The organism is Sulfurimonas sp. (assembly GCF_026196735.1).
Lineage (GTDB): Bacteria > Campylobacterota > Campylobacteria > Campylobacterales > Sulfurimonadaceae > Sulfurimonas.
Map to the genome: position 1 here is coordinate 540854 of NZ_JAPHUF010000012.1, position 14325 is coordinate 555178.

At 35.1% G+C, this 14325-nt stretch carries 12 protein-coding genes and 1 pseudogene; 7 read left to right on the plus strand and 6 right to left on the minus strand.

Annotated elements, in window-relative coordinates:
• Positions 1 to 68 precede the first annotated feature (68 nt).
• Positions 69 to 2183: an ATP-binding protein gene (locus OQK60_RS08995; RefSeq protein WP_297686208.1), complete on the plus strand. Its 2115-nt coding sequence runs from the start codon at positions 69 to 71 to the stop codon at positions 2181 to 2183.
• A gap of 5 nt (positions 2184 to 2188) precedes the next feature.
• On the opposite strand, the gene murI is transcribed toward OQK60_RS08995, so the two are convergent.
• The 5 genes and pseudogenes from murI to OQK60_RS09020 form a co-directional block, all read right to left on the minus strand.
• Positions 2189 to 2932, minus strand: a complete 744-nt coding sequence (murI, locus tag OQK60_RS09000; protein WP_297686210.1) for a glutamate racemase — start codon at positions 2930 to 2932, stop codon at positions 2189 to 2191.
• A complete protein-coding gene (rho, locus tag OQK60_RS09005) occupies positions 2932 to 4272 on the minus strand; it encodes a transcription termination factor Rho (protein WP_297686212.1) in 1341 nt (446 codons plus the stop codon). Before rho ends, murI begins: the two co-directional genes overlap by 1 nt.
• Positions 4273 to 4386: 114 nt before the next feature.
• Positions 4387 to 4716 (minus strand): annotated as a pseudogene (locus OQK60_RS09010) (methyl-accepting chemotaxis protein); the annotation flags it as partial.
• Positions 4717 to 5565: 849 nt separating this feature from the next.
• On the minus strand, positions 5566 to 6006 hold the full coding sequence (locus OQK60_RS09015; protein ID WP_297686214.1) for a hypothetical protein: 441 nt from the start codon (positions 6004 to 6006) through the stop codon (positions 5566 to 5568).
• Positions 6007 to 6046: 40 nt separating this feature from the next.
• The gene (locus tag OQK60_RS09020) at positions 6047 to 6607 is read right to left on the minus strand and encodes a hypothetical protein (RefSeq protein WP_297686216.1); all 561 of its coding nucleotides are present in this window, start codon (positions 6605 to 6607) and stop codon (positions 6047 to 6049) included.
• A gap of 76 nt (positions 6608 to 6683) precedes the next feature.
• On the opposite strand from OQK60_RS09020, the gene surE reads away from it, so the two are divergent.
• From surE to OQK60_RS09040, 4 genes are read left to right on the plus strand one after another with little or no spacing between them, the layout of a single operon-like run.
• Positions 6684 to 7469 (plus strand): 5'/3'-nucleotidase SurE, encoded by a 786-nt coding sequence (gene surE / locus OQK60_RS09025; RefSeq protein ID WP_297686218.1) that lies wholly within the window; start codon positions 6684 to 6686, stop codon positions 7467 to 7469.
• 6 nt (positions 7470 to 7475) lie between these two features.
• On the plus strand, positions 7476 to 8120 hold the full coding sequence (locus OQK60_RS09030; protein ID WP_297686220.1) for a ThiF family adenylyltransferase: 645 nt from the start codon (positions 7476 to 7478) through the stop codon (positions 8118 to 8120).
• A gap of 10 nt (positions 8121 to 8130) precedes the next feature.
• Positions 8131 to 8511: a hypothetical protein gene (locus tag OQK60_RS09035; RefSeq protein ID WP_297686222.1), complete on the plus strand. Its 381-nt coding sequence runs from the start codon at positions 8131 to 8133 to the stop codon at positions 8509 to 8511.
• Positions 8495 to 8764 (plus strand): thiamine biosynthesis protein ThiF, encoded by a 270-nt coding sequence (locus tag OQK60_RS09040; RefSeq protein WP_297686224.1) that lies wholly within the window; start codon positions 8495 to 8497, stop codon positions 8762 to 8764. The genes OQK60_RS09035 and OQK60_RS09040 overlap by 17 nt, the downstream gene beginning before the upstream one ends.
• A gap of 5 nt (positions 8765 to 8769) precedes the next feature.
• On the opposite strand, the gene OQK60_RS09045 is transcribed toward OQK60_RS09040, so the two are convergent.
• Positions 8770 to 9642 (minus strand): rhodanese-like domain-containing protein, encoded by an 873-nt coding sequence (locus OQK60_RS09045; protein ID WP_297686225.1) that lies wholly within the window; start codon positions 9640 to 9642, stop codon positions 8770 to 8772.
• A 307-nt stretch (positions 9643 to 9949) separates the two neighbouring features.
• On the opposite strand from OQK60_RS09045, the gene OQK60_RS09050 reads away from it, so the two are divergent.
• Positions 9950 to 11512, plus strand: coding sequence for a ShlB/FhaC/HecB family hemolysin secretion/activation protein (locus OQK60_RS09050; protein ID WP_297686227.1), 1563 nt, complete (start codon positions 9950 to 9952; stop codon positions 11510 to 11512).
• Between the two features lie 11 nt (positions 11513 to 11523).
• Positions 11524 to 14325: filamentous hemagglutinin N-terminal domain-containing protein (locus tag OQK60_RS09055; RefSeq protein WP_297686229.1), on the plus strand; the 2802-nt coding region annotated here is incomplete at its 3' end.

The following is a 14325-nucleotide window of genomic DNA, read 5'->3' on the forward strand; positions in this document are numbered from 1 at the left end:
AGTAATTATTTAGAGCAATTGAACTATTATGAAGTAATTTGTTTGAATAATGTACCGGAAGTTGTAAAATGAGCGTATTAGGTTTAAAAAGTTTATCAGCATATGTAAGATCAGCATTTGAAGAGGATTTTAAAAAAGCTGATAAGTTTATGCTATATGTGCTTTTTGTTCATTGGATTGTGGCTGCATTTGTAACATCTTATGAGCATGATACATATGTATTTGGTTTTATAAATGGCGGTCTAATCTTTGCAATAAATGCAATTTTATACACAAAATACAGCGAAACACCTTTGTTTAGGTATTCTGTTGCCATAAGCATAATTCTTTTTTCATCAATTTTTATACAACAACATCTAGGCCGTGTAGAGATGCATTTTCATGTTTTTTTAGCATTGGCAATTTTAACACTTTATAAAGACATATACCCCATACTTATTGCAACTGTTACAACGACAATACATCACGCACTTTTTAATTATTTTCAAACCAACAACATAGATATTTTTAGTGTACCGATAAAGATATTTAACTATGGAAGTGGTTGGGATATTGTTAGTATGCATGCTATATTTGCAATTACAGAAGGGGTTATACTGGCTTTAATCGTGCGAATGCAGATTCAAAATCATATTTTACATGTCGAATCAGAGTACAATTTAAAAGAAGAAATACAAGAGAATAAAAAACTAGCCAAAGAGGCTGAACAGTTCATCTCAGCACTAAATGAAAGTAATATTATTTCAAAAACAGATATTAGCGGCAGGATTACATACGCTAATCAAAAATTTTGTGAATTATCCGGATATTCGCAAGAAGAGTTGTTAGGAAAGCCGCACAATATAGTTCGTCATCCGGATATGCCGGCGGAGGTATTTAAATCTTTGTGGGATACAATTAAGTCTAAAAAAATCTTCAGAGCTTTAATTAAAAACCTAGCAAAAAATGGGGAGGAATATTATATAGACTCTACAATCATTCCAATACTAAATGTTGACAATGAGATACAAGAGTACATTGGTGTGCGATATGATGTGACGGAGATAGTCCAAGCTAGAGAAAAAGCTATTCTCGCTCAAAAAGCTAAAGATACATTTTTAGCAAATATGAGTCATGAACTTCGTACTCCGTTAAATTCAATCATAGGTTTTACTAATTTAGCAGACAAAAAATCAGATAGCGAGGAAGTACATAAATATTTGCAAACATCATTGGAGAGTTCAAATATACTGCTGGGGTTGATTAATAATATACTAGATATTTCAAAAATACAAAGTGGCAAGTTCTCTATAACTAAGGAGCCATTTTTTGTCTATGACAACCTGCTAAAACTCTTAAAACCATTTGAACTTGAATCTCATAAAAAAGATATTTCATATAAGTATGATATTGTTATGAAAAACGACTTAAAACTAAATGGCGACTGGCAGCGAATATCTCAAATAATAATGAATATGATTTCAAATGCAATAAAATTTACTTCTGAAGGCGGGACTGTAACAGTAGTGACAAGCTATGAGCATGCAATGTTTACATGTAGTGTAATTGACAACGGTATTGGGCTAAGTGAAGATGCGCAAAATCATATTTTTAATGCTTTTGAACAAGCCGATACTTCAACAACCAGAGAGTACGGCGGAACAGGGCTTGGGCTGAGTATATCACTTCAGCTAGCGCAATTGATGGATGGTGAATTAAATATGAAAAGCACTTTGGGAGAAGGTTCTGTATTTACATTGACGATACCATTAAAAAGTGTAGATGGCGACAAAAAGCAAATAAGTAATAATCAAGAGATAGACAGTGAGGCTAGAGAGGAGTTATCTGGACACATACTTGTAGCAGAGGATAACATAACAAATCAAATGTTGATTAAAATAATGATTGGTGAGTATGGTTTGACATGTGATATTGCAAATGATGGACTTGAAGCCATTAAGATGTACAGCAGTGACAAATATGACCTTGTTTTAATGGATGAAAATATGCCAAATATGAGCGGAACTGAAGCTATCCAAATAATACGATTAAATCACTCAAGCGTCGTCCCAATAATAGTTGTATCTGCAAATACAATGAAGGGTGACCGTGAGAGATTTTTTAAAGAGGGTGCGGATGGATTTATTGCAAAACCAATAAATGAAGAGATACTCTACGGTGAATTAAAAAAATTCTTAACTTAATATGTTTAAATATTTAGCCATTTTTTCCCAACAGCTCTCAGGGCTTCAGGGTTTTCAGAGGCAAAAAATTCTAGTTTTGGTTCTGGGTATTTTTTAGTAAACTCAAAGTTTTGTTCTAGATACTCAACGATAGCATCTCCAGAATGAATAAGTATAGTATTTTTAGAAAAATGCTTCTGAAGTGCATCTGAAATGAGGGGAAAATGTGTACAGCCCAAGATAATTGCATCCGGAGTTGTTGTTTGAGCAAAGTAGTGTCTAAATATAGCTTCTATGATTTCACCATCGTAAATCTCATCTTCAACAAGCGGAACAAATAGTCCTGTTGCTTTTGCATGAAGATTTTTAAAGTCTAGTTTGTTGAGTCCAATCTCATAGGCTTTAGAGCTAATAGTAGCTTTTGTACCTAAAATAAGAATATTTGAATTTTTGTCTGTTAAAGCATTTGAAGTAGCTAAAACACCGGCTTCAACAACTCCAATAATAGGAAATGATGAAACTTCTCTCATATCATCTAGCGCATAAGCACTAACTGTATTACAAGCAACTATCATAAGGTCTATATCAAAGTTTTTGAAAAACTCTACAGCTTCAATAGCGTAGCGAACGATTGTAGTTTTATCTTTACTGCCATAAGGAACACGAGCTGTGTCCCCAAAGTAGATTATCTCTTCAAAAAGCTGGTGCTTTAATAGTGATTTTACAACCGTTAGACCGCCAATACCACTATCAAAAACACCTATTTTCATTATGAGTTTGTATTCATGCTTTCTAAGAACTCTTCGTTTGTGGCTTTTTTACCCATAGTAGAGTAAACAAATTTAAGTGCTTCAATTTCGTTTTCTTGTTTATGTATCATTTGACGAAGGATAAATACTTTTTGCAGAGTCTCAGGACCGATAAGAAGTTCATCTTTACGAGTTCCAGATTTAAGGATATCGATTGCAGGGAAGATTCTTCTATCAGCAATTTTTCTATCAAGAACAACCTCTGAGTTACCTGTACCTTTAAACTCTTCAAAGATAACTTCATCCATTCTGCTTCCCGTATCAACAAGTGCAGTCGCAATAATTGTTAAACTTCCGCCGTTTTCAATATTTCTAGCAGCACCGAAGAATCTTTTTGGACGATGAAGAGCATTTGCATCAACACCACCTGAGAGAACTTTACCGCTTGAAGGGGTTACCGTATTGTAAGCACGAGCAAGACGAGTGATAGAGTCTAAAAGAATTACAACATCACGCCCAAGCTCAACGCGTCTTTTTGCTTTTTCGATAACCATCTCGGCAACTTTAACATGATTTTTAGCAGGCATATCAAAAGTAGAACTATAAACCTCACCCTTAACACTTCTCTCCATATCCGTTACCTCTTCAGGTCTCTCATCAACAAGCAAAACCATAAGGTCAATCTCTGGATGGTTGTGCGTGATACCGTGAGCAATTTCTTTTAAAAGTTCAGTTTTACCGCTTCTAGGAGGTGCAACTATAAGACCACGCTGACCTTTACCAATAGGTGAAAAAAGGTCAAGCATACGACCTGTTAATCCCTTTTCTTTGTACTCAAGTTTGATTTGATCCATTGCGTAGAGTGGTGTGAGGTTTTCAAACAGAGGTCTTTTTTTGCTCTCTTCAGGAGGAAGTGAGTTAACTGCTTCTATTTTGATTAAAGCATAATATCTTTCTTGATCTTTTGGAGGGCGTACTTGACCGGTTACAACATCACCGTTACGAAGAGCAAATCTTTTAATCTGCGTGTTTGACACATAAGCATCATTTATACTCTCATTGAAACTTTTGTCAATAGAACGAATAAAGCCATAACCGTCTTGCATGATTTCTAAGATACCGCTAAAGAGTATAAAGCCGCCTTGTTCAGTTTGTGCTTTTAAGATTTCAAAAATAATATCTTGTCGTTTTAGTTCATTTGGATTTTCAACATTTAACTCAGTTGCTAAAGCAGTTAAAACTTCAATACTTGCAACACGAAGTTCTTCTACGCTTGCGCCTTTTACAGGTTTATGTGTTCTTTGTTTTGAGTTGTTTTTGTTGTTGTTTTTACGCGGTTGATGTGAATTATTTTCACTCATATGGTAGTCACCTCGGTTTTTTTGAATTTTTGCAGGGGAGAGTTGATTAAATATACTTACTGTATTTTTCTTAAAACATAATTTTACACTAAAAAAACTTCTAAAGTCAAGTTTTCATACTTTTAAGCTTGAAATAGCGTCAACAACTCCTGAGATATTTACTTTTGCTTCGTTTAATGTTTTTTGAGTTCTCTCTGCAAGTTTTCTTACTTCATCAGCGACAACAGCGAAGCCTCGTCCATGTTCACCCGCTCGTGCAGCTTCAATTGCGGCATTAAGTGCAAGAAGATTTGTTTGATCGGCAATGTCGGCAATAGTATCAAGAATGACAAAGATATCTTGACTTTGGTGTTCAAGAGAGCCTAACTGCTCGTCAAAAGAGGCTTTTTTAATATCTTGTGCTTTATTTAAAATCATTGTTTCATCAATTTGCTTCACAAGAGTAGTTTTATCTTCATTTAGTTTAGTGATTTTTTCATTTAAATCATCAATAACGGTTTTATGTGAGTTTTGCAACTGGCTTACTTGCTCTTGTAGCTCTTTGTTTTTATTGATAAGTGTTTCATTTTCATTGCTAATATCAAAAGTTGTTTTTTCAATTGATATATTTTGCTTTTCATTATTGCTTTTTAGAGAATCAATCTCATCTAATAGATTTGTTTTTTCATCTTCTAAGATTTTTATAGTAGTTTTGTTTAATTCATTTTCTTTTTTAACAGATGAGTTTTTTGAAAAAAAGTAGCTAAGGGTTAAACCGATAAACAGAGATAAAATTGAAGCTACAATTGCATAAAAGTAAGAGTCTTTTTCTATAATTTTGTCTTTGTAGATTAGTTTGTCTTTATATACTATTTTATCCTGATATACAATCTCTTGTTTTGGTAACGCTGCTTGTGCTTTTATAAGACTCAAACCATCTTCACTCATTTTTGTGTATAGTTTTCTAAGCTTTTCTATCTGAGTTGAGCTTATCTTATTGTTGTGCTCATGAAGTTTTGCAAAAGTTTTTAATGTTTCATTTTTTAAGTCGTCAAGGTTTGAAATCTTTGTTTTATCGAGGGACAGAGCAGTTGCAATTTTTTCATGAGTTGATAAAACCAGATAGTAGAGCGTTACTTTCTCTTCAGCAGTTAAGTTTAAAGATATTTTGTCTATTTCGCGGTTCAATTTTTCATAATTGTCTTGCACATTGGAGCTAGATGATGCAAGAAGATTTAGTGTAAAAAAAAGTATTAATAAAAGTATTTTCATAACTGTAGCTTCAGCATTTTTTATACCAAGTAAAGCGTGATTTTATTCAAAGATTATTGTTTCTTCAATCTGTTTAAAAAGAGTCTTTTTATCTTTAACCGCTTTATCGATTTCTTCTTGTAGTTCTGCAATTAATATATTATTAGAAGTTTCCAACTCTTTTAATTGAGCCTGTAGTTCTGAGTTTTTATCAAGAAGTATTTGATTTTCATTAGCAAAGTATAAAACTTTTTCATCAACTTCTTCAACTAAAGTTTTATTTTTTAGTTCAATATATCTAATCTGACCTTCTAAATTTGTTCTTTCATCTTCTAAATCTTTTATTGTCATTTGGTTTTTTCGATTTATACTTTTGACATGTAGGCTTTTAAATATAAGAAATCCGATAAATAAACCAAAAATAAAGGAAATAATAGGAATAATGATTGCCATATCTGCAGTTGTTATATTGCTCATTTCAAAGTTTAATAGCTCATTTGTCATAGTTTTCAAATAGCATTTTTTATGCCAATACTAATGACTATTATGCGTATAAGTTTTTGTTAAATTCATCAAACTCTTGAAGTGTTTTTTCAAGTAGTTTTTTTGTTTGTTCAAAAATTTTATCCATAAGTTCGGCAGTGTCTGTTTTTTCTGGTTTTTGAGGTATTTCTAGTTTTTTTATAGAATCATCAAACATTTTTACGATGTTTGTTTTTATGTTATTTTTAGCATTTTCATCTCTTTCTTGGCTGGGCTCAAAAATACCTGCTATCTTATGTGCTAGTTGAGTCACGGGAGATTTTGGAGCTGCATCTTGGAGTTCTTTTAAAAATGAGTCTATAAATGGCTGTGCAATTTTCATAAACGCATCTATCTCTTTTTGGTCTTGTGCATCTATACCGTTGCTATCGATTGAAAACTTGAATGACTGCATCGAAGAAAAACTCATGGAAGTTTTAGAGTTGTTCGCGCTTTGTTCATGGCTAAAAGATGTAGATTGATAGTTGGCAAAATCCATCTTAATGACATCCCCGCTAGAAGTTTTCATGGCTATATTTAAGTCATGTGCTGTATATGAATTGAAATTATATGAAGTGTCCATTTTTTTCCTTCGTTATATTAATACTAAACATCGGATAAAAAAGAAAATATTCAAGCAATAATGATAAAATTGCACTATGAAAAATAAATATAGAATTTTAATAACAAATGATGATGGTTACGAGGCAAAAGGTCTTCTTAGCTTAATAGAGGCCTTAAAAGAGATAGAAGATGTAAAAGTTACTGTTGTTGCACCGGCAAATGAAAAATCTGCTTGTGGACATTCGCTAACACTTGTTCGTCCTTTGAAATTTGTAGGCGTTGGGGATGATTTTTATAAACTAGATGATGGAACTCCAAGTGACTGTGTTTATTTATCTTTGAGTACAATATTTGTCGATTCTAAGCCAGATCTTCTTATAAGCGGCATAAATCGCGGCTCAAACATGGGTGAAGATATTACATACTCAGGAACCGCTGCTGGAGCAATGGAGGGAGTGTTGCATGATATCCCATCTATTGCAATCTCTCAAGTTATGGATTTTACAGACCCTGAGGGAGATTTTACTTTAGCAAAAGAGACTATAAAAAAATTGGTATTGAAGATAAAAGAGGGTTCATTTCCTCTTCCTGCGAGAGAATTTTTAAATGTAAATATTCCCGCAGAACCAAAAGAAGCTAAAATGCAGATAACATATGCCGGCTATAGGTTTTATGCAAATGATTCACATGTACATAGAAATCCTCGCGGAGAAGAACACTACTGGCTAGGGCTTCACCCTCTTGATTTTTCTCCACGAGAGGGAAATAGCGGTATTAGTGATTACGAAGCTATTAAAGCCGGCAATATATCGATAACTCCTATACAGCTTGATATGAGTGCCTATAAAAGTATGGATAGACTTCAAGAGTGGATGGATTGATACTTAATGAGACATGAGCGTATACAGCAGCTTTTACAAGATGATTTTCTTAAACTGCAAAATGCAAAAGTTCTTCTTTTTGGAGTTGGAGGAGTAGGCGGTCACTGTCTTGATTGTCTTTATAGAAGCGGAGTTCGTGACATAACAATTGTTGATTATGACACTTATGAAAAGTCAAATCAAAATCGCCAACTATGGTCTGAACTTCATGAGGGTGAGTTAAAAACCGAGGCACTTAAAAAACATTATCCAAGTATCAAAACAATAAATGTAAAAGTAGAGGAGCAGTGGGTTAAAGATTTTGATTTTTCCGAGTATGATGTAGTTTTAGATGCTATTGATAATACTCGTGCAAAACTGGCTTTGGCACAAGCGTGTTACAAAAAACTCATCTCTTCTTTTGGCTCCGCAAAGAGACTTGACCCAACAAAAGTACAGGTGGCAGACATTTGGAAAAGTGCCGGAGATCCTCTGGGAAAAAAGATAAGAAGAGAGTTAACAAGAAGAAAGTTTAAAAGCAAGTATAAGGTTATATTTAGTTCAGAAGAAGCTGCTCAAACCCAGCACCCTAAAGCAAGCTTTGTCGGTGTAACTGCAACCTTTGGTATGACTATGTGTGCTGAGGCAATTAAAAAGATTAGAGAAAAGTAAAGGAAAATAATTGCTAGATTTTTTAGATAGCGACTGGTTTATAATAAGTTTAGAAATAGTTTTTTTGATTTTAATCTTATATGATATAAAAAAATATTTAGAGACGAAAAAAAAAGAGTACATAATAAATATAGTTCTGACAATAGCTTTTGCCATTTGGGTTCTTTACCCATACTATAAAAGTTATTTTGGTTGGAACGAAGCTCAAAAAAAAGAGTTAATATCAACTTGCAAAGATTCAAACAATACCGAGCTTTGTGAGTGTGTGGACGATAAAATATTTAAAAATTATGTTTATGAAGAGTATCTACATGTAGATAAAAACTCAACCGAGCATAAAGAGTTTTTAATTGAGGCAAAAGAGGAGTGTTTGGATGATTCATGGTTTTAATCAAATCAATGATTTTGATGAGAGTTTGACATGTGAGGGTATAATTGGCGATGGCTGCGGAGGTGGAAGAATTTTTACAATACAAAATGGCACACTAAAAGCATATGATCCTCAGAGTGAAGAAGTTGTAGTTTTGCTAGAGGGTATTGTGGGGGCAAAGTCTATTAGTAAAAAAGCCTGCACACTCTTTATCGAGTGTGAGGATGAAAAGTTTGAGTTTGATTTACCAACTCTGAGTAAGATAGTTAAATAACTCTCTTACTCCCAACGATACTTTGTCATTGGTGTGTCATCTCTGTTTGCCCACTCTAACATAGATGAATCATATAGCGCTGCTTTGTTAAATCCCAAGACTTTGTGAAAAACAAAATAGTTCATTGCAGCTTCTAGCCCACCTGTACAGTAGATAATCAGATCATCATTTTTATTTAGCTCCATACCTTTTTCAATAGTCTCAGACAGTACTTCTTTTGATTTTAATGTTTTGTCTTTGTTAAGACTATACTGCCAAGAGTAGCTTTTTGCTTGAGCAATATGACCAGCATGCTTTAAAGAGCCTTGCTTTTGTGAACCGAAGTAATATTTGGCCGGTCTTGAATCAACCATTTTAATCTTACCTATTGATTTTTTTACATTTTGCATGTCGATAAGCATTGCATCATTAACTTTAGCGTTAAAGTTGCCTTCTGGTTTAGTTGTTGTCTTTACGCATAACTTGCCGCCAGCCTTTGTATACGAAGCAAAACCTCCATCAAGCATAGCTACATTTTTTAATCCAAGGTATTCTAGAGCCCAAACTACATATGGAGCACTCAATAGATCTATAGGGTCAAGATTATGCGCATAAACTACTACATTTGTGTCATTATTGATACCTAATCTTCGTATTTCAGCTTGTAGCTCTTTTATGCTGCGCAGTTCATAAGCAGACCCTTTTGCCTGTCTCCATTTACCCAGACCTGATTGAACGGCATTCGTTATGTGTGCTTCATTAAAAGTTTCCTCATTTGTGACATCTATGATGACAAGGTTCTTGTCATTTGCATGCTTGATAATCCATTCACCATTAACTAGTGGTTCCATTGCCGATAGTGACAGTACTGTTATGAAAAGTATAAAAACTTTTTTCATTATTATTTTCCTTTTGTATTTTGATTTGAGTAGTATAGAAGAATATACTTATTTGATAAATAATTATTTTTATTAATTAAACTATTTAAAAAAAAAGTCATTTTTTTAGTTTTATATTCTATTAAATTGGCTTTGAATCTTGTATTATTTAATTAGAAGTCTTTATTCTAAGTAAAATTAGCACACTGTAGGTGAATTTCAATAAGTGATTTTTAAAGATGCACAATAAAAAACAAACTATAATAAAAGTTGAAATTTTTATTATATTTTGATACTATTTTATTTTCTTGATAAATGGGAGTGCAAATTGTTAAATAAAGTTATTCTTATGGTTTTCTTTAGTGTTTTTGCTTACTCAGATGAAGTTCATAAAGAGCCAACTACAGGGTATGAGGAGCAAAACTGCACTCAACTCAAGCAAATTAGGGTTAATGATGATAACATATTTGATAAAGATGCACAGAAAAGGCATTTAACACCATATTTAGGTCACTGCATTGATGCTATGTTACTTCAAAACATACTCAATACAATTTCGCAGTTTTATATGGATAAAGGCTATATTACAACCAAGCCGTATTATAAAGAGCAAAATATCTTAGATGGAGAGCTTGATGTGCGTGTATCAATAGGATATTTAGAAAATATTGTGCATGGCGAGACAAATAGTTCTGACGGCAGGATAGCAACGGCATTTTTACTTCAAAAAGGCGAGCCTCTTAATTTGCGTGATTTGGAAACCTCTTTGGAGATGATGAACAGAGTCCCCTCATATAGCTCAAAGTTTTCGATAAAGCCGGGAACACAAAGCGGTAAAAGCATAGTTGCAATACAGACGCAAAAAGAGACTCCATATAGATTGATGATTGGAGCGGTCGGTGAAAAAGACGGATATGACAATAACCCTTATCTAAATATTGACCTCTCTATAGACAATCTCTTAAATATAAATGACATTTTGACATTTCGTTATAACGGTAGCAGAGTGCAGAGCTATTATCAAAGTATTTCAGGTACTGAGATAGATTACTCTTTTCCTCTTAGTAGTTATGTAGTATCGTACACTTGGTTTAGGTTTAAATACTCTCAGGCTGTTTTAGGACTAAATGACACCTATCGCTCAAGCGGGGATACCACAGGCTCGAATCTAAAAGTGAGCAAGATACTCCATCGTACTCAAAACAATAAGCTTGAAGCAGCTTTTTCGGTGCAATATAAAGACAATAAAAACTACTTTTCAAATCAGCTTATAGATGTCTCTAGTTATAAAACAGCGCTTGCTCAGGTGGATCTGGTAGACACTTATTTTCAAAACTGGGGACAAGTTAGAAGTATATTAAGCTATTACCGTGGAACAAATTGGCTTGGCGCAAGAGACGACGGCTCTATTTTAGGTTCGGACGAAAAGCTTCAGTTTACAAAGTATTCATTAGATACCAATTTAATCTACAACTTGCCAATACCTACTTATCAAATAAACTCAAATGCACATGTGCAATATACGGATGACCTGCTATACGATAATAATAAACTTCGTGTCGGGAGCTACTATACCGTAAGGGGCTATGAGGCATCTTACTATGGAAATAACGGCTACTACATCAGAAATGATTTTATAAAAAGTTTTTATCCAAGTCTAAATCAATATTTTATGCAGAGCATATCCCCTTTTGTAGGACTTGATTATGGTGCAGTAAAGTGTGAGAGCAATACACAAAATGCATGTGGCTCCTTAGCTGGAGCGGCAATAGGGATAAAAACAGCTGCAAAGAACCTAGATATGGAACTTACGCTGAGTCGAGGACTTAAACATACCTCAACTATAAGACCTCAAAACCTTTTTAGGTATTCGTTGATATTTAAATATTAAAGGAGCAAAAAATGATAAAAATATATAAACAACTATTATCTATCATGACCTCTTTATTGTTGGTATTTGCACCGTTATTGAGCGGGGCAGGCGTAGAAACGGACGGAACGACAAACACGACATTAGAGAGTGCACCAAACGGTGTGCAGATTGTCAATATAGCTAACCCAAGTGCCCAAGGACTCTCTCATAACAGATATAATCACTATAATGTTTCAAAAGAGGGACTTATACTTAACAACTCCATGGATACGACTGTCAATACTCAACTCGGCGGCTATATATACGGAAACTCACATCTAACGTCCAACGCAAAGGTCATACTCAATGAGGTAACAAGTACAAACCCTTCACAGCTTGGCGGTTATACGGAGGTAGCTGGCAAAAGGGCAGACCTTGTTATAGCAAATCCAAACGGCATCACAGTAAACGGAGCAGGATTTATAAATACTTCCAATGTAACGCTCTCTACCGGTAAACCAAGCATTCAAAACGGTTCTATATCATCATACGGCACACAGGTCGGAGAGATATCCATAGAAGGAGAAGGGCTTGATGCCACACAGACTGACAGTGCGCAGCTTTATGCGAATGTGCTGAGGCTTAATGCAAAGATATACGCTAACGGACTTGATGCCAAGTTCGCTTCTCTTGATGCATCGGTACTTGGAGGGATGTATGCAAACGCTATCACTCTGGAGGGGACGGCTCAAGGCGTAGGGGTTACACTTCCTCCAGAAGTCGTTGCTTCAAACGGCGATATAACCGTCACTGCTGACGGTACGATTAAATTGCAAAAGATGACGGCGCACAATATTGCCGTAGAGTCAAACAAAAATATAGAGCTTCAAGACGAGGTATACTCCTCGAACTCTGTATCATTACAAGCGGCTGATGAGGTGATTGTCAAAGACGGTATGGTGGCATCACAAAACTCTTTAAACATAAAAGCAGATAAGATGTTTAATCAAAACACACTTCAAAGCAGTAATGAGCTTACGATAGAAGCCGCGCAATATATTCAAAATGATGCCAAAATTCTCTCCGATGGTTATTTGCAATTTATTACAGATGGAGAGCTTATAAATAACGCGTTAATATCAGCAAATGATATAGATATAGAGGCGGATACTCTTATAAACAATCAGACTTTATTTGCCGCAAACGATATGAATCTTTATGTCTCAAATAAGCTGCAGAACAATCAAAACGCAAATATATTTTCTGTTAATAATCTGACCATGGCAGCAAATAAAGCCAACGAAAAAATTAATATTGTTGAAAATATTTCAGCTAATATAGAGACTTATAGCGGTGACATCAATATCTTTGCAAAAGAGCTTATCAATAAAAGAGTAAAAGAGATTGATGATAATGTTTTTTTTACTTCAAATAGCATTTTGGATTCTGTTTATTTTAACGAAAGTATAGGTTATTCACGTGCTACTGTAATCGGCGAGAACGGTCTGCTTATGTTAAAAGGCGAAGGAAGGAATGATACTTTTCGTGCATATGTAAACGACTTTGGCTACCGTCTATCTGTTGACTTGGCAAGAGAGCCTTTTCGTACACATTTTGCAACGCTTAGAGCAGCACTAAATGAAAAAATACCTTACGATAATCCAAACTACGGCAGCTCAACTATCTTGGCGGGAAATGACCTGTACATAACAAGCGATAGTGTGGTAAATGAGATGAGTGATATTGTCAGCACAAACGACATGTACATAGATGCAGACAGCTTTGAGAACAAAGCAAAGGCTTATGAAGGAACGCTAAGTATCACTCTGTATAACTCGCTAGATTGCGGTTCAGAGCCGCAGAGATGTATACTGTACGATGATTATGTGCTTAGCGGTATTCAAAAAAAGAGACATGACGGTCGGCTCTATCAAGACGGCAAACTTGTAAAAAGCATCGCTTACTACGGAGACTACACTTACGGTCCATATGCGGTAAAAAGAGATGATGCTTATTTAGCTGCCAATGTAAGTGCAGGCGGAAGTATACAGGGAAATATAAATACTCTAAACAATGGAAACATACAAGAAAATACTACTATCTTAAAGCCTGTTCCTTTGGATATAACATCAACTACTCCCTCGCAAAACATGGCGGAGATACCGCTTCCACAAGACGATAACGGTTTTTTTGTCTTATCGAAAGACCCTCAAAGCAGCTATCTTATAGAGACAAACCCAGAGTTTGCCATATATGAAAATTTTATCAGCAGTGATTATATGCTTGGCCATATCGGGTATGATGCCGAGGCAACTACAAAAAGACTTGGCGATGCTCTTTATGAGAACAGGATGGTTCGCGATAGTATATTAGAGCAGACAGGGCAAAGATTTTTAAACGGCAATCTTACAAGCGACAATGAACAGTACAAGCATCTTATGGATAACGCGATAGAAGCAAGCCAAGACCTTCATCTCGCTCCCGGCATAGCACTCAGCAAAGAACAGATAAATGCACTGACCAAAGACATCGTATGGATGCAGGAACAAGAGGTAGAGGGGCAGAGAGTGCTTGTTCCGGTCGTCTATATCGCCAATGCACAAAACTACGAGCTTAAAGGCTCAAGGATCATTGCCGCCAATGACATAGATATAAACATGGCAGAGTTGAATAACGCAGGCTCCATAAAAGCAGGCAATGTTAATATTAGTGCGACAGATACCATAAACAACGTCGGAGGAGATATAGAGGCCGCTCAGGATATGGCTTTGCAAGCTACAAATGATATAACAAATACAAGTGCGAGCATAAAAGCGGACAATATAGCACTGACTTCTACACAAGGCAGCATC

What these genes read in the sequence shown, in the direction of transcription:
- OQK60_RS08995 (WP_297686208.1), top strand. Translation starts at nt 69, where the DNA reads ATGAGCGTATTAGGTTTAAAAAGTTTATCAGCATATGTAAGATCAGCA.
- murI (WP_297686210.1), bottom strand. Translation starts at nt 2,932, where the DNA reads ATGAAAATAGGTGTTTTTGATAGTGGTATTGGCGGTCTAACGGTTGTA.
- rho (WP_297686212.1), bottom strand. Translation starts at nt 4,272, where the DNA reads ATGAGTGAAAATAATTCACATCAACCGCGTAAAAACAACAACAAAAAC.
- OQK60_RS09015 (WP_297686214.1), bottom strand. Translation starts at nt 6,006, where the DNA reads ATGACAAATGAGCTATTAAACTTTGAAATGAGCAATATAACAACTGCA.
- OQK60_RS09020 (WP_297686216.1), bottom strand. Translation starts at nt 6,607, where the DNA reads ATGGACACTTCATATAATTTCAATTCATATACAGCACATGACTTAAAT.
- surE (WP_297686218.1), top strand. Translation starts at nt 6,684, where the DNA reads ATGAAAAATAAATATAGAATTTTAATAACAAATGATGATGGTTACGAG.
- OQK60_RS09030 (WP_297686220.1), top strand. Translation starts at nt 7,476, where the DNA reads ATGAGACATGAGCGTATACAGCAGCTTTTACAAGATGATTTTCTTAAA.
- OQK60_RS09040 (WP_297686224.1), top strand. Translation starts at nt 8,495, where the DNA reads ATGATTCATGGTTTTAATCAAATCAATGATTTTGATGAGAGTTTGACA.
- OQK60_RS09045 (WP_297686225.1), bottom strand. Translation starts at nt 9,642, where the DNA reads ATGAAAAAAGTTTTTATACTTTTCATAACAGTACTGTCACTATCGGCA.